Raw genomic sequence first — 22,203 nt, forward strand, 5'->3', positions numbered from 1 at the left:
AAATCACTACATTTAAGGAAAGATAAGATGTCGGCTCATATTTATAATGAAATCAAGGATTTGCTCCATAAGCTCGATGGGCTTTTGGTAGCGCATTATTATCAAAAAGATGAGATTGTAGCCCTAGCAGATTTATGCGGTGATAGCCTAGAGCTATCGCGTAAGGCAAGTATGAGTGAAAAGCCCCTTATTGTATTTTGCGGTGTGGCTTTTATGGGGCAGAGTGTAAAAGTCCTAGCTCCGCAAAAACGCGTCATAATGCCCCGTTTAGCGTGCTGCTCAATGGCAAGAATGATAGATAGCGATTATTATGATGAGAGTATTAAAACCTTAGAATCTTATGGCATAGACAAAGATTCTATCTTTCCTATTACCTATATCAACTCAAATGCCGATGTCAAGGCGAAAGTCGCGCAAATGGGTGGGCTTGTCTGCACGAGTGCGAATGCGCAAAAGATTTTTGACTTCGCCTTGCAAAAGGGCAAAAAAATCTTTTTTCTGCCCGATAGATGTTTAGGAGAGAATCTCGCTCGGGCAAGTGGCAAAAGCTCTGCCTTACTTGGCAGGGATAGCCAAGAGCAGATGAGGGAAGCACAAGTGATTTGCTATGATGGATTCTGCTCTGTGCATCAGCTTTTCACGCCCGATGATGTGCGATTCTACCGCAATAAGTTTGCAGATATTAAAATCGCCCTTCACCCTGAATGCGACCCTAGTGTCGTAGAAATGGCGGATTTTGTAGGCTCGACTAGTCAAATTATCAAATATGTCCAAGATTTGCCACTAGAGCAGAGAGTAGCCGTAGGGACGGAGTTTAACCTCGTTAATCGTCTGCGCCCTAAATATAATGGCAAACAAACAACCTTTGTGCTAAGTGCGAGTAAGCCCCAATGCCCTACGATGAATGAAACCACCTTAGAGGACATACGCGATGTGCTTTTAGCCTATGAGGATAAAAAGCCTATAAATGAGGTGTTTTTAGACAATGAGATTCAAAAATGGGCAAAAATCGCCCTAGATAGAATGCTAGAGCTATCATAGGGCAGTGGCATTATTTTAACCCTTCTTTTATGGAGATTGCTTTAAATTTCTTTGCATAAGAGGTTATTTCTTTTCTCTCCTTGGTAGAATCTGCTTTTGCACCCCTTCAAAAGCAGGGTTTTATTCGTTTCCCACTCAATTCTTTTTTCTTTTTTTGTGGATTTGGCTCCTACTCATTCCCCCTCTCTCGCGGAAAATTACTTTATCTCTCACCCTTTTTTTGCGGAAGGTGAGCTCATCTCTTATCCCCCCCCCCCCTTTTTTTTTGGCGGTGGTAAGTATTGCAGGGGGTTAGGGGGAGGGCAAAGTTTCTATATATTATAAAAAGCCTAAAGTTAGAAAATACTTTACTTTTTGTAACTTTAATATACAAATTCGTTTTTTTAATCATAATATTAGGAATTATTACTAATAATGTAATCATTTCCTTTGAAACATCAAGGTGAAACAAAATTTTTTTAGGAGGTCTGTTATGAGACAGATTTGTGCTTTATTGTTGGTGTCAGTTTTATTTGGAGCGACTAGCCTAGCGGCTGTTGAGGGTATAGCTTCCAACGCAGGGGAATTGCAAAAAAGTGAAAAAGCTTTGCTTTTTGGTGATAATGTGCAAAATCTCAATGTAGAGACTTTGAGCGAAAAAGAAATGCAAGAAACTCAAGGTGAGTTTTGGGGTGGATTAACCGCTGGACTTATCGTTTTAGCAGTAGAAAAAATCGGCGATAAAAATGGGTGGTGGTAAAAACCACCCCACCTATATAAAAAGGAGGGTATCTTATGTTTGCTTTCAAATCAAAATCTTTGTTTTCTTTGGGAATCTTAGCATTACTCCCTTGCCTTATCTTTGCCACGGACTGCACTGATTCAAATTGCAAAAACTTCCGCATAGGGCTTGGAGGAGCCTATCATAATCTAGATTCTAAAGATGCGCAAATAAGCAGTGTAGGAGGATATCTCGCCTTTAGTGCACGTGGCACTCTTAAGAACCGTCTTGCTTCCGAACTTGGTGGCAAAGTAGGGTTAGGCAGTGCTACAGCCTCTGGAGCTTACTTTGAATCTGATCTATACAGCAAAAGTAATCTTTCGCTATTCACTGATTTTTATTTTAAGATTGGGGTGAATATCGCAAGTGCAAAAATGCCTTTATTTATCAATGCTGTTTATGGCTGGGATAATTTCTCTACAAATCTAAAAAGCAAGGGAATAGGGCTTTCCCGTCATTTTGCTGGAGGAGAGTTAGAGGGCTTCCTTCCTATGGGCGACACTTCAAGTATAGAATATCTCGCGGGATTTTATACCTTTTTAAATGGCGATTATGTATTTGCTAATACCAATACTGCCTCAAAGCTACGAGGGACAAACTTTATGGCAAAAGTCAGCGTGGGCTACACAAAGGATATTAATCCGCAATAGGTATGCTAGAATTTGGAATCTCCCTTTAGCGTTGCCATTAAGGCACAAAATCGCTAGGCAAGTTTTGGCGATTGTGCCTGATGGGCGATACTTCACAAATGGCTAAACTCGCGCAAAGTAGAGTAGGATAGAGTAGGCAAAACAAATTATAAAATAAACCATAGACTGATTATTAAAAGTAAGCCTAACAGAAGTGCCATTACCTCACTATCTGTAATTTTTTTTCTTTTATGTTTCTTTCTCTTGTAAAAAATGCCTTTTATTTCTGTACCTTTACTATCTACTTTAATGATTCCGTAGATATTTTTCTCCAATTTTTTATTCCTAAGTGCCCTTTTAGCTGCATTTTGAGCCTCTTTTACACTATTGAATGGAGAGCGGTTTATGATTTTTTTATTATTCGTGTTTGGGTCTATTTCTGCTAGGTAAATATTTTTCATTATTGCATTCTTTTTGATTTGGTTTTGCTTAAATTAAGGAAATTTAAAATTTTAGAGATATGCTTTTAAAAGAGGTAATTGCAATTCCTCGTAGAGTTCCTTTGCCTTTGCTTTGCCACATAGCTCCTCGACAATGCTAAGGGCAAATACCCCAGCCGTAGCCGGAGCTGCTGATGTGATAATATTGCCATTTTTTACAACAGCTTTTGTGTTTTTTGTCTTACCTTGCATATTGATTTCGCTCTCACAGCCCGGATAACAAGTAAAATCCCCTTCAAGCACCCCAGCCTTATCAAGCACGATAGGGGAAGCGCAAATAGCAGCTATGAGCTTTTGCTCTTGCTTGAAAGTGGTAAGCCAGAGCTTGATAAGCTCATTACTAGCGAGATTCTGCATACCATTATAGCCTCCAGCTAAAGCAATTGCGTCAAAATCCTCCATATCAAGCTCGGGTAGGACAGAATCTGCTTCTATCACAATATGATGTGCTCCAAGTATGCGTTTATGAGAATCTAAACTTGCCATCACTACACGCACTCCAGCTCGACGCAAAATATCGACTATACTTACAAGTTCTATCTCCTCAAATCCCCTTGCAACAGGCACTAAAACATTTTTCACTTAAACACTCCTTGATGTGATTTTGTCCTTATTAAAAAACGCACAGATTCTAACATTTTTTAATGTAAGAACAGATTAGACTTAATAGATATTTTTTGATTTTGGTAAATTTTATATGCAAATGCAGTAGAAAGTAGGGCTAGTGCCTTTTATATAAAAGTTTGAAAAGTATAGTTTTCAGTAGAAGTTGTTTCAGTCTTTATTGCTTTAAGTGTAAATCTTTTGTGTAGTCTTAGTGCAGCCGAGGCGGTGCAAATGCCACGTAAGGTATCGATTTTAAGCATTTGTGTGTCGATTTTGTCTAAAAAGAGATGTTCATAACTTGACTTTAGAGCTTCAAAATCATATAATGCGCCCTGAAACATTGCTAATTCCTTTGTCTTTGTTTCCTGATTTTTACCTACCCCTTGCAGGTTTTAACTTGCAAGGTTTTTTATGCCTTGAATCTTACATTAAAAAACTTAAAAACCTTTTAAACCAAAAAAACCCCTAGTTTATCTCTTAGTTGCTGTGCCTGTGCGTTGTATTTGTTTGTCTGGGCTGGAGCCTGTGGGTAAGTAATGTGAGTAGTGTATGTGTAATACTTGCTTACTTTAATGCCCAAAAAGCGCCGCCAGTGCGTATGCTGCACCGAGTGTTTTATGTTGATTCTACTTTTCCATAGGTTGTAACTACTCATAGCCGCGTTATACGCTCTTATGTCTTTATCAATGTCAATCACCATTAAGAAAAAGCCAAAGTCGGGCGTGTGTGCGGTTTGCATTCTATTTCTTTACTAGCTTAAAAATTTCTGCCGTTTTTTCAAACGTCTTGCCACCAAAGTAGAATCCATAAATAAGCATAGCGATAGTAGAGTATAAGTCCATTATGTGCAGTGGCACTTTATTAATGAATGGTAGCACTATCACTATAACGGTATAGATAAGCATTATAATAGCTCGTATGTGGCGGTTAAGCCAAGAGCCGCTCTCTAAGTCTTTTTGATACCTTAGCGTGGCTTCACTCATTACCGCCTTGTCAAACTCTACCTCTAGTAAGGCAAATTCCTTTGTAATCTCACCCCTTATCATCTCTCGCTCGCTATCGCTAGGGATTTTGCTTATTGCCCGCTCGGCGGTTTTAAAGATATTTCGAAATACTGATAATGCGCTACTCATTTATGCCCCCTTTTCTTTCTTTTGCGTGGGATATTTCGCATATACCCCCTGACACAATAGCCCTTTACCTTAACTCTACCCTTTTTATTAAGGGCTTTTTTAGCACTTTTTTACGCGCGTTGCGTTGCGCTTGTGCTTTCTTTGTATTCCTTACATTTTGCGCGTATTCCCGCGCCCTTTCGTGTTCCCCAAATAAAGCTAAAAACTCTTTTTCCCAATCTTGCATTTATACACCTTTACGCACGGCTTTGTATGCCATATAGATTAAAGCCACCTTCCACGCTAAAGCGAGAATCGCCCCTGTGGTAAAGACTATCCCCGCGCCCTTAAAAATCATCTTTACGTCCTCTTTAGCTGCCCTTATGGGATTTTTGTATTCCACTATGCTGTTAAAAGCATACTTGCTTATACCTACGATGCTTAAGGCAAAGCCTTGCAAAGAGGGCATAGAATCAAACATTCTTACTAGCGCGTTTTGATTAAGTAGCTCGGCTTTAACCTGCTCCCACGATTTCCCCGCGTATCTTGGTGCGTTTGAGATATTTATCACGTCTGCTTCGCTTAATACGCGTTCATCGCTTAACGCCTCGCCCCCAGCTGTCTTTAACGCCTCACTTAGTTTGAATATTCCTAAGCTTGTAGTTAAAGACAAGAGACGAATTTTATTTAATTGCCCTTTAGATTCTGCCACTAGTAGGGCTTGCTTCATTCCTATAGAGTCAAACTGAAACGCCCCGTATCCAAACCCGCGCTTATTGTTGTAAATCGCCCTGCCATAGTTAGATTCTGTAATGGCTGTCTCTCTTAGCATAGCCCTTAAGTTATCTACATTTGCCCCCATAGCGAAGTTTTGCACCGCGTATTCTATGGCGGCGGTGAGCTCCGCGTCGCTATTAATACCGTAGCATTTAAATCTATCACTTTGACTCATAATCACACCTCCTGTAAATCCTAAAATTAAACATATTCCAAACATTCCAAATACCACAAAAAGCCCCACGTCTTAGCTCTCATAGATGATAAAGTCGGCTTGCGCTAGCCAATGCGTGCTTGAGCTTACATTTCTTCTTGTCATAAACCATATTATTAAGCCTGTATTTTCCTCTCTATCCCTGCTTATCAAATTATCCAAGATAAAATCACCGCTAAACTCTAGCGTTTCGTTTGAATCCTTAAAAGTGGCAAGGTTGTTATAGTTCGCCCCGTAAGCCGTGCCTAGGCTATAACCGCCCCTATGTAAATAGGCGGTAAACTGGTAAAAGTCCCCTGATAAAAATTGCCCCCAGTGGAGGCTATGCGCACTTTTGCCGCCCCGCCTTTGGAATCTTGCAAGTTGGTTATATGCCCTCTGTCCATAGATAGACATTTTGCACTTGTGCGGGCACGCCCTCGCGGGTATATACGTCTGTAATTCTAAAGCCCGTATTGCGATTATCTACCAAAAAGGCGTCCTTACGCTCGGGATTGAGTGAGATATACACCTTTACATCCACGGGGTAGTCAAGGAGCAAAAAATACGCGCACGCCCCTAAATTGACTTGATTATATTCCCTATCGCAAGGCAATTCTAAACTTTGCAATGGATTTTGTTGCTTTGCAAAGCTTGTATTTTGTTTGCTAAAAAGTAAGTTACTCATTTACGCCCCTTTATTTTAAAAACTATAAGTAAAACTCCTAATAAAACACACCACATATAAGGCGTTTTAAACATATTACTTATTTGAATGCCTAAGCTGCAGTTGCCCTTTGTGGCTTCTATAACCGCCTCTTTATTCTGTGCGGTAATCCCTAAAATCGCGCTAAAAGCATTATTTGTAATACCACTGATAGTATTTCCTATGGCGTGTAAATCCTCTCCCATAAGCCCTAATTTCGTGCTTGTATCAAGTATCGCGCCGCTTAAGTCTAGGTTTATCCCATTATCTACATAATAGGAATTATCCCCTATTGTAGCCGCTGAGCTGCTTTGACTGCTGTCTGTTTGACTTAAGTCTAATCCAAAATTACTTGCCATAGAATCCCTCCAACATTACAAATAATGCCTATTTGCGCTTACCTAACATAAGCGCTGCCATTACACCGATTAAGGCTAGAGGTATTAACGGGCTTGATAAGCCGCCCCCTTGAGATATGCCCCCGCCTATGCTATCGCTCCCGCCGCTTAAGCCTGTGGAGGCACTGCCTGCGCTGCCACTCCCTCCACCTACGCTCGCACTGAATCCTAACTCATCTCTTTGTGAGGTCGTGTTTGAGTTTGTGGCGGTATTATGCGGGCTGGTAGTAGTGCTACCGCCTCCGAAACCTCCGTTTGCCTCATTATATACGCTCCCACTGCTCCCTATGTTAAAGGTATTGCCCCCGCCAAAGAGATTTGAGAGGTTGCTCCCCGTTACCGCGCCATATGACGTGTTTTGATAGAGATTAGTTGTGTTGTTTGTAGTTTTTTTGCTTGACCACCACCCCATAGTGCCCTACTTACGATTAAAGATAAAAAGCGCCGTGCCAATAGCAAGTATGACGCCACCAATAAGCATTAGCTTTGCATTGCTTAAGTTGATTTTGTTTTGCGTCTCGGTCGCGTGCCAGTTTGCATTAGCTTGTTGCCTTGCTATGTCGTTTGCTGTCTGGTTACTTGAGTAGCTATTGTAGATATTTACGCCCTTATCTACCAAACTACCGATAGAATCAAAATTCCAATCCATAGAATCCCCCTTATTAGATTAACCCATTTTGCACGGCTCTGTGTTATGCCGTGTCTTTTTTAGCCTTGTGCTTGTGCAGTACGGTTTGCCTCTGCTAGTGCCACTTGTTGTAAAAGCTGTGGTAAATCCTCGTAGTTTTGATATACCTCTACTAGGATTTCCTCCGTCGCACCATTAAGCACGCTTGCAAATTTATTGTTAAAGTCGATAGTCAAGCGCATTTGATTGAAACTCATAAATACTAAAGAGTTGTTCATATCGCCAAAGTAGTTACTCGCTATATGATACACTCCATAGAATACGCCTTTACCATCTGGGCTGTCGCTTAGCTCTTTGCCAAATAGCATTTGCGAGAGGCTAAACTTTTGTAGCATTTCATTTTTAAGAATTTCTGGCGTGGTATCCACTAGGATATTATTTCCATCTGCAATTTTAATCCTGTCTATCATACCATCTAGTCGCTCGTTGGTTTGAGAGTTTCTAAATACTATGATAAAGTCCTTTATCCATAGGTTGGGGGTAAGTTCAATATATTGCCCCTTACCGCCACCGCTAAAGCCCTTTGAGATAACCTTTTGCACATAGAGATTACCCATTTGAGACAAGAATTGTTCTTGTCTGTTTGCTTGAATCTCGCTTGTTATCCAATACTTGCTACTGCAATTGACATAGGTATTAGCAAGGGATAGAGTAGCCGCGCCCTCATTATCATCACTTGCCCCCTCTGCTCTTGCTAGCATAGATTTGAAACATACTTCTTGCGGCTCGTTCTTATAGGTAAGTTGGAAGCTATTAAAGAGCCAAGTGCAGATGTTTGTTTGTGTAGCCCCTATCTGGTCAAACATTGCAAAAGGTATAGTGATTACGAGCTTAAACTCTGCTACCCCTTGAGTTTGCCCCGCTTTTATGCTTACACTCTCTGGGATTTCCATATATTCAAACTTACCGCGATTTTGCAAGGTGTTAATAAATCTAAAAATAGCAAGTGAAGTAACGTTTTTTACCTCGGTGTTACCATTTAGCTTTATTTGCACGTTGCTAAAGAGATTGTAAATGTGGTCGTCTGCATAATTGATTGTGTATGCTGTGTCGCTTGCTGGGGCAGTAGTTACCTTAGCTACGATTTGCCCTGTGATGGTTAAAATCATTGCCAATGCGCGCTTATTGCGATACCGCCCTAAGTCTATAACCACATTTCCATTTGGTTGCCACTGCGCCCCTGTGCCGTCTGGTTCGATATTCTTACGTCCGTTAAATACGCCTGCCATAGAATCCTCCTTATAGATTTGGTTTTTTGAGTTTTGAGAGTTTAGCAAATACGATACTTGCTACCAATGCCGTAACGACTGTTTCTAAAATCGCTTTCATATACTCCCCCTTTTAGCTAATTTGTGGAATCTTAGTCTTGATAAGATTAAACAATACGATACCGACTACTACGCCGATAATTGCCTTTAACGTTTAGCCCCGCTTTGATTGTGAATTTTAAGCTCATTGTAGCCCCTTTTCTAGTTGATGTATTAAGGTTTGAGATAACCTTATGCGAGTAGCCTTGTTATCCCCTAAAGCTACCCGCATAAAATCACCTCGCGGCAAGTATTGTGAATCCTCGGCGATGTCTTTATCTAACGTCTTGCGTATATACTCATAATCCGTATAACTTTTCCCTATGCGCCCTATGTAGAATACGTCCGTTTGAGACACTATCGCCTTTGGTGTATCTTGCAAACGCCTTGCCATCACGATTAAGTCTATCTCTCTATGCCGACCGTAGTTGATAAGCTTATAGAGTTCTAACTCTTTGTCTAGCATATTCTTATAGTAGAAGTCTATTTCATCTATCACTATGCAAATATTTTCCATCGTGGCTATGCTACCTAAAAGCTCCTCTAAGGCGTTAAAATCATTCAAGTAATAGATATAGCTTACCCCGCTATAAAAATCCTCTTGTAACTCGCTTTGATTGACTTTATCTCTAAAGTGTGTAGGGATAGAGTGCATAATGGGGCTTATAAAGATAACGGGCTTACTTTGTGCTAAACCTAACGCCGTGGCTAGCATAGTTTTACCGCTACCCTTATTTGCAAAGATGGTAGTAATTGTGTTTTGTTTCAAAACAAGCCCCCTTTACATATCTCTATGACAAGCAAGCTTAAGCAAAAGGCTATGCTAAAAAGTGAAACTACTTTCCAATTAATCATTTAGAATCCCCCTTGTTTTGATTATCTTTACGCGGCTCTTTGTTACGCTTTAGTTTTTCAAAGCCAATTGCAGAATCTATTATCATTGCAATACTTGAGAGTATAAGCAGGATTAGCCCTACCTTGCCCCCCGCCCCTACGCTTATATACTCGGCTAGCGCGCTTTGGTTACTTTCTACCATTACCTTAATGCCCGGGTTAAGCGGTTCATTTACCCGCGCCTTTTTGAGAGCCTCGCACGTTGAGACAAAGCCTTTGACTATCTCTTTGCTGGATTCTATGGTTTTGCGGCTTAGCTCGTCTTTTTGCGGGTCGCGCTTTTCTCTTAAGATAAAGTCTAACTCTTGAGAACTTAGCCGTTCAAGTGTGCTAAGGCTTCTTTGAGAGTAGCCTAAGTCGTGGATTTTTTGCGCTTTTGCAAGGTTAGAATCCCCGCTTTTACCCCCGCTTGAATCTCCGCTCGGGATTCCGCCCGTGATACCGCTTTTAGATTCCGCTTGCGGATTCTGTGGCTTTTTGTGCGTTAGTTTCATTTTTCTTTTCCTTGTTTAAGAGATAGAATCCATAAACTGCAATTCCTACCCCCACCATTCCCACTAAAGCTACTACACTTTGCAAAAGTGAGGGCGTCTTATCCATAAAATCAAGATTTTTATAGCTTCTTTGTGCGCTTTTTTATCGATTTTTTCCTGTTTGCGCCCCGCATAGAGCTTTTTTTGCAGCCTTGCTTCGACTTGAGATTCTATTTTGTTTATAAAATCATTATCATATTGCACGGGCTCACGCGCGCTTTCTAACGGCTCCTGTGGCGTTAGAGTAATGTTTCCCTCGCTTGCTGGCTCTACGTTAGCATTTTGTGCATTTTGTGTGCTATCCATTAGTAAAGCTCACTTTTTGGGATTTTGGGCGCGTTTTGTGCCTTTTTGATACTCTCACCCTTGAGAGAGAAAAAGCTGTGCTAATTCCTGCTTACTTTTGCGGTTTAGCTCACTGGCTTTGCGTTCATTACTTGTAAGCAATTCCACTAAATGCGCTTTAGTGTATGTGTCCATTATAGAATCTAGGTTCATTTGTTACCCCTCGTTTTAAATTTCAAGGGGCATTCTAACGCAAAGCAAAAAGTGCCCTAAAAAGCGTCATATTGGATTATAAGCGCGATTATGTGATAATATGAGATTTTGCGTTTTTCGTGGTTTTAAGTTTGTTTGTGTATTTGTGGATTGTTTAAAAGTTCATTTTGATAAAAGCACTTAAGGGATTATTTGAGATAAACCCCTTAAGTTTAGCCTCTAAAACTTGCCTTTTAAGAGTTAAATAACAATCGCTAAAAAGTAAAATTTTAAACTCTATGTTACTTAATGACACAAATCTATTAAAATTTGCAAGGCAATGGGTATTATAAAGCCCCTATAAACATATGCTTGAATTTTGCTCTCCGTCCATTGTACGCCTCCTTTACGCGGTTTATGGTGTGCTCTTTTGCCCTTGTAGCCATTTGTAAAGCTTCGTGCGTGAGATTTTCATTAGCTTTGCCGTTTTAGTAATGCTACCACCGCTGGCAAAGAATGCCTCATCAAACGCCGCTTTATCTACATTGATAAACGGGCGCCCGCTTTTGAGTGTGCCCTTTGCCTTTTGTATCGCTATGCCCTCTAGTTGCCGCTCTTTGATATGCGCTAGATCCATTTGCGCCACGTATCCTAGAATGCTAATAAGCATATCCGTAACCACGCCCTTGCTGGTATCTAATCCTTGAGAGAGAAAGCGCACAATCACGCCCTTATCCTTGCAAATGTTGAGAATCTCGCATAGGTCCCTATGATTACGCGCTAATCTATCTATGCTGTGACAAATGATAGTATCGCCCTCGCGCACATAGTCTAGCATTGCGTTAAGCTGGGGGGCGGTTTTCTGCCTTGCTACCGCTTAACTTTTCTATAAATACCTTGTTGCACTGCTCCTGTTTGATAAGCTCTAGCTGCCTTGCCTCGTTTTGTAGTATCGTGCTTACTCTTACATATGCTACTATCATAGAATCCTCCTTACTCTACTACTATGAATCGGACGGGCTCCTAGCTCTGCGTTACTGACGCACTCATCTAAAAACGCCTCTAAATGCCCGTGCTCTAACTGCGCGCGCTCTATCTCACCCTCGGCGATGTCGAATGTTTGCGGTTCGCCCTCGTTATCGCGCTCCCATAGCAGCGCATAGAGTTTGTAATCGCATTTGATAGAATCTACATTGCTTATTTGCAAGTAAAAATCCGCCTTTATATCCTCGCGCGCCTTGTAGAGTAAAGGCTCGTGCGTGCCCGCTTGCCCTGTATGCCATTTACATATTGTGCTATGTTCATTTTAGCCCTCCTGTTATTTCTAAAAATGCCATTGTAAAGAGCATTCCTAAGATAAAGTTCAAATTGAATACATTATCTATCCACCACCGCCAATTTTTCTTATTGTTATTCTTTTTCATAAAGCCTCCATTGTAAATTTATCTCTAAATTTTATCCTTTTGTAAATCAATATGCAAGCACAACTTTTTTTTACTTCAAATGTTACACTTGCACGATGTACATTTAACTACACATTTATTTACACTCGGTTCCTTACGCTTTTTATGTAATGCCTTAAGTTCATTATTACGTTGTCTGCCTCTACCTCGTCGTGTTTTTTTGTAGATTTTTGCTTCTATAAAGTGATAATCCATAAAGCACTCCATATCCCGCGCGATAAGCCTACCTGTTTTTTTTTTGCTATGTGTTTATTAGCTATTGTTTGCCTCCTTTTATTTCAATTCTAAAGCGCTTTGCGTTTGTGCTAGCTTTTTGCGCTCTCTAAAGCGCGCTTGCCTTATGCGATTATCTATCCTTTTTTGCTGTGCCTTTTGCTCGGCTTTGTCTTTAGCCCTTGCCTCACGCGCCTTTTGGGCTTCTAACTCTTTTGCCCTTTGTGCCTTAGCTTGAAGCGCGGCGCGTATGTCCGCTTCACATCGCTTCCTTTGTGCATAGAGACGCGCGTTATACTTGCTAAAGTTGTTATTATCCCTATATGCCCTTAAGTTTCGCACGATTTCATAGATATACTGCCTTTTAGCGATATAGAGATGTGCGTTATTTTGCATTTCATAGGGGTATTGCGTGTTTCGCTCGTTATACCATTCCTTTAATGTCTGTGTGTAAAGCTCTATGTTATTTGCTGCACTCATTGTTTGCCTCCTTAAATTCTGTTATGTGTGCTGCTGTGGCTGTGATTGCCTTGCCTTGCTGCTCTATGTCGGGTATTTCTATGATGTCTATATCGCATAAGCTTAAGCTAGCGGCTTTTACCAGTGCCTTAGCCTCTGAATCTGCTTTGATTATCATCACATAGAATCCTGCGTCTGTGATTTCTTGAAGGCTACAAGTTAAAGTCTCTAGTCTCTCACTCTGTGCTAATACCTTTAAGTGGCTATTGCCAATTTTTACGATTAAGTAAAACTTCATTTCAAGTCCTTTCGTGTGCTACTGCTAAGCGCTGCATAGGTAAAGAGTGTTTGCTGTGCCGCCTCTCTCTTAAGCTGTGCGAGTTCCTCTTTATCGATTATCGCATATTGATTACCCGTGGCATTGCCTACGATTTCGCTTATATACTTTAAGGGGATAAAGCCTTGCGTCCCTGTCGTGTAGCGCACTACAAGGTTAGTGTCTTTGTATGGATTGTGCATAACTGCTCCTTTGTTTTAAGATTTCACATTCTAGTTTGTAAGGTCGCTTACCCTTAAGGGCTTGCTCCCTTAGCTAGAATGTGTTTTGCAAAATGTCTCATTGATACTTTTTGCTTTTTGTTGATAGAGAGATACTTAAAGAATTCTTTTGTAGAATATTTCAAGTATTGAGAGTCACGTTTAAGATTCTTAGATATTTTCTTATTATGGGGGCTTGATGGCTTACGTTTTCCTTGCTGTGTGGCTTTTGGTCGGTTTAGTGTTGTATGGTTTTTACTTAATTTTAAGGTTGCTTCATAACGTAATGTGCCATATTGTGTGGGGCATTTCATATTCCTTTGTCTATCTTTTATCGCTTTATTATAGATGCAAAGCTGCCCCGCCTCGCCAAAGTCTAGGTAGTTTGTCCCCTTATACTGCTTTGTTTTGTGTGCTTTTTGTGTTTTTAGTAGCTGTGTGGTGTCTAAGCACACGTCCGCTTGTGTAAAATTGAAACTTTTTTTGTAAGTAAATATTTGAGTAGCTCTTTATGCTGCTTTTGCTGTCTCTGCGTTAGCTTGTAGTTTTGTGCTAAAGCATAGATTTCAATGCTAAATCTATTTGCTTTTGGGATTTTTCGTAACTTTAATACACCCCTCCCCACCCGAAAAACATTGAAAGTATAGTTTTCAAATTGGATATTACAAAACTATGCTATGCTTACAGCTCTACATAAGGGCTTTAAAGCTCTCTAAGGTGCAATTATGAAATATCCATTGCGTTATAAAGATGACTTTTCTGCAAATATGCTGTTTTGGATTACGCGCTTCATACGTTACAAGCTCACTACATTATCCAATCATCAAGTTTATGATAAAGAGCGCATTTTAGAAGCGATAAATGCCCTAAACAACGATGAAATAAACTCTTTAGAATCTTTAGAATCCCTCTGCAAAAGCGTAAGAAAAGCAGGAATGATAGGGATTAATACCTACGCCACTCCCCTACTCAAGCTCTATACATTCCTCGCACAAAGTAATATTCACACAATGGAAGAAATCGATGAAGAGGTGCTAAGCGATTTTTTGAGCGTGGAGACAAGCTTCCTTTCAAATGCGAGTAAAAAAAATTATAGAATTGCACTCATTGGGCTATTTGGCTATATTGATAAACAAAATGAGAACGAAGGCAAATCTTATGTGTATAACATCACACTTAAAATCGGTGCCCTACAAGGCAAAAGTGGGCAAAAGTTGCCCGCATATTTAAATCAAAATGAACTTGAGCGGTTTTTACAAGGCATTGACGAAATGCCCTTTGGCGAGAAAATCGCTGCACGCAATAAACTCATCATCAAACTCATTGTCTATACGGGCATACGCGTGAGCGAGGCGCTCAACCTCCGCCGCAAGGATATATTCCCTATGCAAGACTGCTATCTCGTGCAGATTCGCGGCAAGGGCAATAAGCCTAGAGTAGCGATGATACGCAAAAGCCATATAGAGAATCTGCTCGGCGTATGGCTCACGCAACGTGAAGCTTTTGCCCCGCAGCACGATTTGCTCTTTTGCAATGCTAAAGGCAAGGCGCTCACACAAAGCTATATCTATAAAAATGTAGAAAATATACTGATGTCAGTGGGTCTCCGCAAGGAAAAGAATGGCGCGCATATGCTGCGACATTCTTTTGCTACACTACTCTATCAGCAAAAGCACGATTTGGTAATGGTGCAAGAAGCTCTAGGACACGCAGATTTGAATACAAGCCGTATTTACACGCATTTTGATAAAGAAAGACTGCAAGAAGTCGTCAATGCAATGGATAGTATTGGGAAATCTTAGATTTATTATAGCTATACTATCCCGATACTTGTCACGTAGTCTTACAATCAGTGCTTACAAATGTGTTTCTACTCCTGCTTGTGCGCCCAAAAAATACACTTACAATTAAAGCTAGTGTTTTTTATTTATCATACGTACGAAGTGTTGGCTGGATTACCCCCCTCACTCCACACTTGCAAAGTGTGTTAAAGGTCTCGATTCTATAATTTTAAAGGAGAATAGCAATGAATCGTATCAAAAATCAATACATAGTGCTATGTCTCATCGCTCTACTCGCACTTGGGCTATGGCTCTATAATGCCGAGCTTTATGGCGATGTGTTCCGCCTTATGCTTATTCCACTTGGTTTGTGGTGGCTCTCACAGAAGCAATATAGACTTATGGCATACTTTGTTTGCGTTGTTGCAGTCATTTTAGGCATAGCCTTTGTGTGTAAGCTCACATTTACATATATAGCAAGTCATTATGGAGATTTACAATCCGTGCAAGATATTATAGAAATCGCCAAACGCCCTATTAATGGCGAGTTTAAGGGATTCCCTAGCGGACACACTACTGCCGCATTCACAGCAGCTGCATTAATGTGGTATTTTATGGGTAAGCAATGGGGCATACTCGCCTTTATTTTAGCTCTATTTGTGGGCTATTCGCGTATCATAAGCCTATGGCACACGCCCATGCAAGTATGTGCAGGAGCATTTTTAGGTTTTGTGGGGAGCTTGGCTCTTATAATGCTACTAAACAAAATTGACAAAACGTGCAAAAAAGACTATAATCCCCGCCCTTAAAGATTCTAAGAATCTTTATAGAATCTGGGGCTGACTTGGCTTTCGACAGGAGTGGCGAGGCTTAAGTGCATGTGAGCCGGTAAGCTCTCAAACTGCCACTTTTTATTAAACGCAAACAACGCGAATTACGCTCCAGCTTACGCAAAAGTAGCGTAGGTTTATCACTCTTTAGGAGCCGATTTTAGCTTTCTTATCTAGCGAGGAGTTAGAATCGTCATCTTTGCCTAGATGCTCTTTTACCTTACCTGTGGCAAAAGAAAAGACTAAGGTTGCTTGTGGATTCTATCTTGAGGTATTGGATAGCCACAAAAAGATTGCAATGCCTACTAAGCATGTAGATTCTTAAGAAGCTCTCATTTTTGGACTGGGGTTCAACTCCCCACAGCTCCACCATTACTTTTTCTTTTGTTTTTAAAATTTTATGAATGCTCTCAATCTGCATAAAGCTGCATAGTAACGCAATGTAAGCTCCCGTGCCATAAAATCAACGAGCGGCAAGGCACACCTACTACCTTATAATGAGGCAAAGCACGTGATAGAATAGCTAGGGCTTTGCTATCGTTTTTATCATCATAGGTTGGCACAAGCAGCGCGTTATTCACAAATAAAAAATTCGCATAGCTTGATGGAAGCCTCTGCTTATGCTCATCATATATTGCTTGTGTAAAAGGCAAGGCGATAAGCTTATAAGGCTCTCCATTGGGCTGTTTAAGGGCTTTAAGCTCGGTCTCCATACATTTCAAGGCTTCAAAATGTGAATCTTCCCTATCTGCACAAGCAATATATGCGATAGTATCAGGCGTGATAAAACGCGCTAATGTATCAATATGGCTATCGGTATCATCGCCCTCAAGATAGCCATTGTGAAGCCATAGCACCTGCTTTAATCCAAAATATGCCTTAAGCTTAGATTCTATATCGCTTTGTGCTAAATGCGGATTGCGATTAGGCTCAAGGAGGCATTGCGTATTGGTAAGCAGCACCCCTGCCCCATTACTCTCAATGCTCCCACCCTCTAGCACCATATCAGCTTGTGTCATATATTGCGGTGTGAAGATATCTCTCACAATGCGATTATCATAATTGGCAGGATACTTTAGTCCCCAGCCATTAAACATAAACTTGAGCATTTCGCCATTCCCTGCTTTCTCTATGCCTATACCGCCAAAATCCCTAGCCCAAGTATCATTGCTGTGGATTCTCACAATATGCAGGGTAAAATGAGAATCTAGCATAAAATGTGGAAGAAAAGGATTAGTAATGCTTACTTGAGGCACATCATCGCGTATATGAGTACGGATATAGGCTGATATAGCGCTAGATTCTGTATTTTTCACATTACTAGAGGGCTTAAAATAATCACACAAAAGCTCTATACCCTCATTATCGCGCACATCTATGCAGAGAATCACCGATTCAAAACACAAAATATGCTCGATTATACGTATAAAGCACTCTCTCGCCCTATCTATATGCAAAGCCCAATCGCTATTTATATGTGGAAAAGCCATCAATATCGCCACTTGCTCTTCCCACTCCGCCTTTAAACGCACCCTATCCATCGCACATATCCTTTAAACTTCTTTTGTATAATTTTGACATTTTCCATTTTAAAATGAGGTTATAGAGATGATTTTAAGCATAGAATCAAGCTGTGATGATAGCTCCATTGCCCTAACACACATTGATAGCGGGATTCTCATATATCATTTGAAAATCTCACAAGATGAAGCCCATAGCCACTATGGTGGCGTAGTGCCAGAGATTGCCTCAAGGCTGCATTGCCAAAAACTGCCCGAGATTCTAAACAAACTTGCACTTTTTGTAAATGATGATTTCTCACATATCAAAGCCATTGCAGTAACCACACGTCCGGGCTTAAGCGTAACGCTCATTGAGGGCTTAATGATGGCAAAGGCTCTCTCTCTTTCTTTGCAAGTGCCGCTTATTTGCGTGAATCACCTCAAGGGGCATATTTATTCGCTTTTTATTAGAGATACCCTACCCCACTTGCCTAAAATCCCTCCTTATGCAGAAATACAAGCCCTAACCTCTACACAAACAGATTTAGAATCTACCATCACTTCGCATTTACCACTAGGTATTTTGCTTGTATCTGGCGGACATACGCAAATCCTCTCTATGCGTGGTATTGATGTTATAAGCATTATCGCGCAAAGCCTTGATGATAGCTTTGGTGAGAGTTTTGATAAGGTAGCAAAATATCTTGGTCTAGGCTATCCGGGTGGTCCTTTGGTAGAATCTTACGCAGCTGAATTTATGCGCTTATACCCTCACGACACACCCCATAGCTTCCCTGTGCCACTTTTGCACAATCATCAATTAGAATTTAGCTTTTCAGGACTAAAAAATGCTGTAAGAATCGCCACTCTAACCCTAGAAAAGCCTTTTTCGCAAAAGGACATAGGGAGCATTTGTGCGGGATTCCAAAAAAGCGCGTGTGAGCATATCGTGCGTAAAGTGAGATTATTTTTTCAAAGCAATGAAGGGCGGGATTTGCCACATTTTGCCATTGTAGGCGGTGCGAGTGCAAACACACATTTAAGAACAGCTCTTGCAGAGCTTTGCAAGGAATACAACAAACAATTACATCTAGCGCCATTAGCATTTTGTGCCGATAATGCGGCGATGATAGGTATGGCAGCGATTTGGCAATACACAAGCAATGATTTCACACCTCTGCATGAAGCACAAATCGCTCCTAAAAGTTTGCCTAGCGATTTTTGTATCTAGACTTTGATATCTCCTCGTATTTATAAGATTCTATGCTGCGCTTCAAAGGCTTAGAATCTATGAATGTTTATGAGCAAAATATGCCTTTACTATTTCTCTATCATCAAAATGTAGCTTCTGTGTGCCGATGATTTGATAGTCCTCATCGCCTTTCCCTAAAATCAGTAGTACTTCATCATTTTGCAGCTCATCTAATGCCCTGCAAATCGCATTTTTGCGCTCAACTTCTACAAATACGCGCTCCTGCCTAGTAATACCGCTCAATATATCCTCTATAATAGATTGTGCAGATTCTGTTCGAGGATTATCACTTGTAACATATATCTTATGTGCGAACTGCTGGGCGCACTCTCCCATTTTAGGACGCTTAGTTTTATCTCTATCACCTCCTGCGCCAAATACCACTACAATTTTTTGATGTCTAAAGCTTTCAAAAATTTGACGCATACCGTCGTATGTATGAGCAAAATCCACTATCACAAGCGGCGATGTATGCACGACCTCCATACGTCCGCTCACACCGCCAAAATGTCCCAAAGCTTGCGCGATAGATTCTAAGCCTTTAGATGTGAGAATCTTCACCGCTCCAACAGCAGCAAGGGCATTATAAAGATTATGCTTTCCATATAAATGTGCTTCTATCGTGCTATGCTCCACATCGCCATTGTGTCCTCGCCACGAGATATGTGCGTCAATGCCATTTTCCAGCGCGTAGGCATCTACACTCAAATGCCCTTTTTTCTCAATCCCATAATAAAATGCTTTTTTATCACTGCAATGTGCGTATGGCTCATCTGCGTTGATAAGCTTTGCCCCACTGCCCTCAAAAAAGCTATTTTTGATACGTCTATATTCCTCTATACTTTTATGATAATCTAAATGATCGCTTGTAATATTACTAAGAATCTTCAAAGCAAACTCAAGCCCTGCGATACGTTCTTGCTCGATAGCGTGAGAGCTTACCTCCATAATGAAAAAATCACTTTTTGCCTCTCGTGCAATACATAGATTTTCATAAAGCTCAAGCAAACTCGGCGTTGTTAGCCCCTTAGGCTTTATCATTTTATCATTCATAAAAAAGCCCCTTGTGCCAAGCAAGGCTACTTTATATCCCAAATCAAGCAGTATGGAATAAATAATCGCCGCTGTGGTTGTCTTACCATTTGTGCCAGTAATCCCCACTATGCGCATTTGCTCCTGCATTGCATTGCCTAGAAGTATTTTTATAAGCTGGGTAGATTCTATAATATGAATCTGCCTAGATGATGTATCTTTTATAGAATCTTGTAAGCGTTCTACAAAAGTGGCATTTTGCTTACATCTCACAAGCAGGAGGGAATCTAACTCTATGGGGTGCTCATCTTGGCTTATGCTCTCTCCTTTCAAAAGAGAGGCGACAACGCGAGTATCATCAGTGATAGCAGTATAAAGCTTATCGCTATGTTTTATGGTTTTTATGATTATCATCAGTTACCTTTTGTAAAATTTTTTCTATTTCACTATCATAAACAATATTTTTCCTTAATGATTCTATATATTCAAGCGACATATCTTGATAGCCATTTTCTATAAGCTGATTAAGAAATTCGTAAAATTCATACTTATTAAGAAAAATAATCTTTGTGCTAAAAATCAAATCCTCAAATATCTCCTTAAAGCTTTTCTCCGCTGTTAAACGCTTAAAATCTTGATATAAAATCCCATCAATAGAATCTGCACGTAAATTCTCAATACCCTTTACTAAAGAAAAAATATCATTTGTGCTTTTGTCAAAGTTTTTAATAGCCTTTAGGATCTGTTTTCTTGCCTTGACTTTGCTTATTTCTTGTGAGAGCAGAATTTGATAGTATTCATACAAGCCAAGAGCCTGTTCTTCAAAGTCTTGTGCAATATCAGCGAGTAATATACCAATAAGTGATTCAGTATTATTAGGCTCTAAGTGGAGATTGTGAGCGAAGAGCTCAAATGCTTGTTTGTATTCCTTAGCACTAAAAAGCGCAAAGGCTCTTTTATTATTTTTGTTAATCACTTGTCTTGTGCGAGTATCTGTCAATTTTACACTTTCCATAGGAATTTACCAATTAAAATGTGATTCTTCCCCGTGAGGCACATTAACAATAGCAATATCCGGGTGGATTTCCTCTTTTAAGCGATTTTCAATAGCGTATTTAAGCGTATTTGCAGAGCTTGGGCAGCCTTTACACGCTCCCTCAAGCCGAACATATACCTTTGCATCTCTAATGCCTAGTAGAGTAATGTCTCCACCATCAAGTGTTAGTGTTGGACGCACCTTTTGCATAACCATTTCAACGGGTATTTTCAGCTCTTCATCACTAAAGGGAAACACGCCATTACCTCCCTAGAACTTTATATCCCCATATTTTAGCCTATTTTTTCAAATGTTATATACGAAATACACTTAAGCCTCCAAACTCGCTCTACAATGCGTATAACATAGCATATTAAGCAGCTGCAAGGCTATGGATTCTTTAGGCAGGGTAAGAAAAGCTACACCTTCCTTGCAACCAGCAATAATGAGCCGCCAAAAGGCATACCAAAAGGAAGTAAGGGCAATAGTGCATTTTCTAAGCGACATAGCCCAAGCAATGCACTATTTAGAATCTTAGGAGGTGGCACATCGCGCAAAGCCTCTTTAGATAGCTTTTGTGCCTTTTTAGCAGGGCTTAACAAGGCTCGTGCAAACAAAAGCGGCGTGAGCGCGACGAAGAAATATTGCGCCATCTCTATATATAAACCGCATTCTTTAAATAGATTCATAAGCTTACCTTTGGTGTAGCGGCGTTTATGATGCACTAAGACATCGTGTGCATTCCATAGCCATTGATGTGCGGGGACACTCACGCACAAAAGGCTTTTTGCATTGTTTTTAAGCATTTTTTTCATATTTATAATGGATTCTTTGTCATTCTCGATATGCTCTATCACATCAAAGGCAAAAATACAATCAAACTCATCTTCAAAAGGCACATCAAGCAAATCCATACAAAAAAGCTTAGAAATGCCATAAGTTTTAGCATATTCCAAGCCTTGTGAGTGAATCTCACCCAATGCCATATCCTCAAATCCTTGCGAGAGAAAATATCGCGTAACGCTCCCTGTCCCCGCTCCTACATCAAGTATATATTGCTGCTTGAAGTGTTCCTTACCATATAAACGCACAAGCTGCTTACTCACCTGCTGGTAGATAAACTCCACCCTACTCCTATGCCAAAAATGCACCTTTTCAGCCAAATAGAGCATATCCATACCTTCAAGTGGAAAATGCGTATTTGAATATGAAGTGTGAGGCGATATCTGGGAATTATAAGAATCTATATTGCTAAAAGAGGGATTATCTAATGGGGGGGGGGCAAAGAATACAATGCCATTTTGGATATATGAGGGCTTTATCTGCATAAGACTCCTTTTGTAAAAAATGAAAGATTTATGAAAATTATACCTTGAAAAACCCACTTTACAAATGTGGAGAGAGGTATTTCCAAACAATCATTAAGGCGCGAATATAACACAAAATACAATGATAAAAGAATCTGGATTAGAATGTT

The 22,203-nt window shown here is 40.3% G+C and carries 36 protein-coding genes and 1 other RNA gene; 7 read left to right on the forward strand and 30 right to left on the reverse strand.

The genetic code is table 11. The features are described 5' to 3' along the window. The first annotated feature begins 27 nt into the window (after nt 1-27). The 3 genes from nadA to QZ289_RS03830 all read left to right on the forward strand — a co-directional run bounded on the left by nadA (nt 28) and on the right by QZ289_RS03830 (nt 2,451). Nucleotides 28-1,041 (forward strand): quinolinate synthase NadA, encoded by a 1,014-nt coding sequence (gene nadA / locus QZ289_RS03820; RefSeq protein WP_295699389.1) that lies wholly within the window; start codon nt 28-30, stop codon nt 1,039-1,041. 472 nt (nt 1,042-1,513) lie between these two features. Then, a complete protein-coding gene (locus tag QZ289_RS03825; RefSeq protein ID WP_295699391.1) occupies nt 1,514-1,780 on the forward strand; it encodes a hypothetical protein in 267 nt (88 codons plus the stop codon). A gap of 35 nt (nt 1,781-1,815) precedes the next feature. Further along, nucleotides 1,816-2,451, forward strand: coding sequence for a hypothetical protein (locus QZ289_RS03830; RefSeq protein ID WP_295699393.1), 636 nt, complete (start codon nt 1,816-1,818; stop codon nt 2,449-2,451). 146 nt (nt 2,452-2,597) lie between these two features. Here QZ289_RS03830 and QZ289_RS03835 read toward each other — a convergent pair whose 3' ends face one another. From QZ289_RS03835 to QZ289_RS03955, 25 genes are all read right to left on the reverse strand, one after another. Further along, a complete protein-coding gene (locus QZ289_RS03835) occupies nt 2,598-2,891 on the reverse strand; it encodes a hypothetical protein (protein WP_295699396.1) in 294 nt (97 codons plus the stop codon). Nucleotides 2,892-2,942: 51 nt separating this feature from the next. After that, nucleotides 2,943-3,512: a DJ-1 family glyoxalase III gene (locus QZ289_RS03840; RefSeq protein WP_295699398.1), complete on the reverse strand. Its 570-nt coding sequence runs from the start codon at nt 3,510-3,512 to the stop codon at nt 2,943-2,945. A 149-nt stretch (nt 3,513-3,661) separates the two neighbouring features. Beyond that, nucleotides 3,662-3,877: a hypothetical protein gene (locus QZ289_RS03845; RefSeq protein WP_295699400.1), complete on the reverse strand. Its 216-nt coding sequence runs from the start codon at nt 3,875-3,877 to the stop codon at nt 3,662-3,664. Between the two features lie 107 nt (nt 3,878-3,984). After that, nucleotides 3,985-4,275 (reverse strand): hypothetical protein, encoded by a 291-nt coding sequence (locus tag QZ289_RS03850; RefSeq protein WP_295699403.1) that lies wholly within the window; start codon nt 4,273-4,275, stop codon nt 3,985-3,987. 1 nt (nt 4,276) lies between these two features. Continuing rightward, a complete protein-coding gene (locus QZ289_RS03855; RefSeq protein WP_295699405.1) occupies nt 4,277-4,669 on the reverse strand; it encodes a hypothetical protein in 393 nt (130 codons plus the stop codon). 64 nt (nt 4,670-4,733) lie between these two features. Continuing rightward, entirely contained in the window at nt 4,734-4,895 is a 162-nt protein-coding gene (locus QZ289_RS03860; protein WP_295699408.1) for a hypothetical protein, read from the reverse strand. Then, nucleotides 4,896-5,600: a hypothetical protein gene (locus QZ289_RS03865; RefSeq protein ID WP_295699411.1), complete on the reverse strand. Its 705-nt coding sequence runs from the start codon at nt 5,598-5,600 to the stop codon at nt 4,896-4,898. A 72-nt stretch (nt 5,601-5,672) separates the two neighbouring features. Continuing rightward, nucleotides 5,673-6,035: a hypothetical protein gene (locus QZ289_RS03870; RefSeq protein ID WP_295699413.1), complete on the reverse strand. Its 363-nt coding sequence runs from the start codon at nt 6,033-6,035 to the stop codon at nt 5,673-5,675. Further along, entirely contained in the window at nt 6,007-6,306 is a 300-nt protein-coding gene (locus QZ289_RS03875) for a hypothetical protein (protein ID WP_295699416.1), read from the reverse strand. Before QZ289_RS03875 ends, QZ289_RS03870 begins: the two co-directional genes overlap by 29 nt. Next, nucleotides 6,303-6,683, reverse strand: a complete 381-nt coding sequence (locus QZ289_RS03880; RefSeq protein ID WP_295699418.1) for a hypothetical protein — start codon at nt 6,681-6,683, stop codon at nt 6,303-6,305. The genes QZ289_RS03875 and QZ289_RS03880 overlap by 4 nt, the downstream gene beginning before the upstream one ends. A gap of 28 nt (nt 6,684-6,711) precedes the next feature. Continuing rightward, nucleotides 6,712-7,134 carry a hypothetical protein gene (locus QZ289_RS03885; RefSeq protein ID WP_295699421.1) on the reverse strand — a complete coding sequence of 141 codons (423 nt, stop codon included), beginning with the start codon at nt 7,132-7,134 and terminating at the stop codon, nt 6,712-6,714. Between the two features lie 6 nt (nt 7,135-7,140). Further along, nucleotides 7,141-7,371 (reverse strand): hypothetical protein, encoded by a 231-nt coding sequence (locus QZ289_RS03890; RefSeq protein ID WP_295699424.1) that lies wholly within the window; start codon nt 7,369-7,371, stop codon nt 7,141-7,143. Nucleotides 7,372-7,430: 59 nt separating this feature from the next. Then, nucleotides 7,431-8,639 (reverse strand): hypothetical protein, encoded by a 1,209-nt coding sequence (locus tag QZ289_RS03895; protein WP_295699427.1) that lies wholly within the window; start codon nt 8,637-8,639, stop codon nt 7,431-7,433. 223 nt (nt 8,640-8,862) lie between these two features. Further along, complete coding sequence (locus QZ289_RS03900; RefSeq protein ID WP_295699430.1) at nt 8,863-9,486, reverse strand: hypothetical protein; 624 nt, start codon at nt 9,484-9,486, stop codon at nt 8,863-8,865. Nucleotides 9,487-9,568: 82 nt separating this feature from the next. Further along, entirely contained in the window at nt 9,569-10,105 is a 537-nt protein-coding gene (locus QZ289_RS03905; RefSeq protein ID WP_295699432.1) for a hypothetical protein, read from the reverse strand. A 72-nt stretch (nt 10,106-10,177) separates the two neighbouring features. Next, complete coding sequence (locus QZ289_RS03910; RefSeq protein WP_295699433.1) at nt 10,178-10,450, reverse strand: hypothetical protein; 273 nt, start codon at nt 10,448-10,450, stop codon at nt 10,178-10,180. 54 nt (nt 10,451-10,504) lie between these two features. Further along, nucleotides 10,505-10,642: a hypothetical protein gene (locus QZ289_RS03915; protein WP_295699435.1), complete on the reverse strand. Its 138-nt coding sequence runs from the start codon at nt 10,640-10,642 to the stop codon at nt 10,505-10,507. A 394-nt stretch (nt 10,643-11,036) separates the two neighbouring features. Next, the gene (locus tag QZ289_RS03920) at nt 11,037-11,459 is read right to left on the reverse strand and encodes a recombinase family protein (protein WP_295699437.1); all 423 of its coding nucleotides are present in this window, start codon (nt 11,457-11,459) and stop codon (nt 11,037-11,039) included. A gap of 4 nt (nt 11,460-11,463) precedes the next feature. Further along, entirely contained in the window at nt 11,464-11,604 is a 141-nt protein-coding gene (locus tag QZ289_RS03925; RefSeq protein WP_295699439.1) for a recombinase family protein, read from the reverse strand. After that, nucleotides 11,601-11,828: a hypothetical protein gene (locus QZ289_RS03930; RefSeq protein WP_295699441.1), complete on the reverse strand. Its 228-nt coding sequence runs from the start codon at nt 11,826-11,828 to the stop codon at nt 11,601-11,603. Before QZ289_RS03930 ends, QZ289_RS03925 begins: the two co-directional genes overlap by 4 nt. 94 nt (nt 11,829-11,922) lie before the next feature. Beyond that, nucleotides 11,923-12,045: a hypothetical protein gene (locus QZ289_RS03935; RefSeq protein WP_295699444.1), complete on the reverse strand. Its 123-nt coding sequence runs from the start codon at nt 12,043-12,045 to the stop codon at nt 11,923-11,925. Between the two features lie 312 nt (nt 12,046-12,357). Next, on the reverse strand, nt 12,358-12,777 hold the full coding sequence (locus tag QZ289_RS03940) for a hypothetical protein (RefSeq protein ID WP_295699446.1): 420 nt from the start codon (nt 12,775-12,777) through the stop codon (nt 12,358-12,360). Beyond that, nucleotides 12,761-13,054 (reverse strand): hypothetical protein, encoded by a 294-nt coding sequence (locus QZ289_RS03945; RefSeq protein ID WP_295699449.1) that lies wholly within the window; start codon nt 13,052-13,054, stop codon nt 12,761-12,763. Before QZ289_RS03945 ends, QZ289_RS03940 begins: the two co-directional genes overlap by 17 nt. Beyond that, the gene (locus QZ289_RS03950) at nt 13,051-13,275 is read right to left on the reverse strand and encodes a hypothetical protein (protein ID WP_295699452.1); all 225 of its coding nucleotides are present in this window, start codon (nt 13,273-13,275) and stop codon (nt 13,051-13,053) included. Before QZ289_RS03950 ends, QZ289_RS03945 begins: the two co-directional genes overlap by 4 nt. Before the next feature lie 53 nt (nt 13,276-13,328). Next, nucleotides 13,329-13,748, reverse strand: coding sequence for a hypothetical protein (locus QZ289_RS03955; RefSeq protein ID WP_295699454.1), 420 nt, complete (start codon nt 13,746-13,748; stop codon nt 13,329-13,331). A gap of 270 nt (nt 13,749-14,018) precedes the next feature. Between QZ289_RS03955 and QZ289_RS03960 the strand changes: the two genes are divergently transcribed. The 3 genes from QZ289_RS03960 to ssrA all read left to right on the forward strand — a co-directional run bounded on the left by QZ289_RS03960 (nt 14,019) and on the right by ssrA (nt 16,276). Then, nucleotides 14,019-15,095, forward strand: a complete 1,077-nt coding sequence (locus tag QZ289_RS03960) for a tyrosine-type recombinase/integrase (protein ID WP_295699457.1) — start codon at nt 14,019-14,021, stop codon at nt 15,093-15,095. A gap of 224 nt (nt 15,096-15,319) precedes the next feature. Then, the gene (locus QZ289_RS03965; RefSeq protein WP_295699459.1) at nt 15,320-15,883 is read left to right on the forward strand and encodes a phosphatase PAP2 family protein; all 564 of its coding nucleotides are present in this window, start codon (nt 15,320-15,322) and stop codon (nt 15,881-15,883) included. Between the two features lie 26 nt (nt 15,884-15,909). Next, nucleotides 15,910-16,276, forward strand: a transfer-messenger RNA (tmRNA) gene (gene ssrA, locus QZ289_RS03970). Nucleotides 16,277-16,314: 38 nt separating this feature from the next. Here the strand turns inward: ssrA and QZ289_RS03975 are convergent. Further along, complete coding sequence (locus tag QZ289_RS03975) at nt 16,315-17,445, reverse strand: agmatine deiminase family protein (RefSeq protein WP_295699461.1); 1,131 nt, start codon at nt 17,443-17,445, stop codon at nt 16,315-16,317. Nucleotides 17,446-17,512: 67 nt separating this feature from the next. Here QZ289_RS03975 and tsaD point away from each other — a divergent pair, with 67 nt between their 5' ends. Continuing rightward, nucleotides 17,513-18,637 carry a tRNA (adenosine(37)-N6)-threonylcarbamoyltransferase complex transferase subunit TsaD gene (tsaD, locus tag QZ289_RS03980; RefSeq protein ID WP_295699463.1) on the forward strand — a complete coding sequence of 375 codons (1,125 nt, stop codon included), beginning with the start codon at nt 17,513-17,515 and terminating at the stop codon, nt 18,635-18,637. A gap of 57 nt (nt 18,638-18,694) precedes the next feature. On the opposite strand, the gene QZ289_RS03985 is transcribed toward tsaD, so the two are convergent. The 4 genes from QZ289_RS03985 to QZ289_RS04000 form a co-directional block, all read right to left on the reverse strand. After that, nucleotides 18,695-20,104 (reverse strand): UDP-N-acetylmuramoyl-L-alanyl-D-glutamate--2,6-diaminopimelate ligase, encoded by a 1,410-nt coding sequence (locus QZ289_RS03985; RefSeq protein WP_295699465.1) that lies wholly within the window; start codon nt 20,102-20,104, stop codon nt 18,695-18,697. Continuing rightward, on the reverse strand, nt 20,076-20,690 hold the full coding sequence (locus tag QZ289_RS03990) for a hypothetical protein (protein ID WP_295699468.1): 615 nt from the start codon (nt 20,688-20,690) through the stop codon (nt 20,076-20,078). The genes QZ289_RS03985 and QZ289_RS03990 overlap by 29 nt, the downstream gene beginning before the upstream one ends. Before the next feature lie 21 nt (nt 20,691-20,711). Continuing rightward, nucleotides 20,712-20,984 (reverse strand): NifU family protein, encoded by a 273-nt coding sequence (locus QZ289_RS03995; protein ID WP_295699470.1) that lies wholly within the window; start codon nt 20,982-20,984, stop codon nt 20,712-20,714. Nucleotides 20,985-21,145: 161 nt separating this feature from the next. Continuing rightward, nucleotides 21,146-22,054, reverse strand: a complete 909-nt coding sequence (locus QZ289_RS04000) for a bifunctional 2-polyprenyl-6-hydroxyphenol methylase/3-demethylubiquinol 3-O-methyltransferase UbiG (RefSeq protein WP_295699472.1) — start codon at nt 22,052-22,054, stop codon at nt 21,146-21,148. Nucleotides 22,055-22,203 lie beyond the last annotated feature (149 nt).

Source organism: uncultured Helicobacter sp. (genome assembly GCF_910577135.1).
Taxonomy (GTDB): Bacteria; Campylobacterota; Campylobacteria; order Campylobacterales; family Helicobacteraceae; genus Helicobacter_C; species Helicobacter_C mastomyrinus.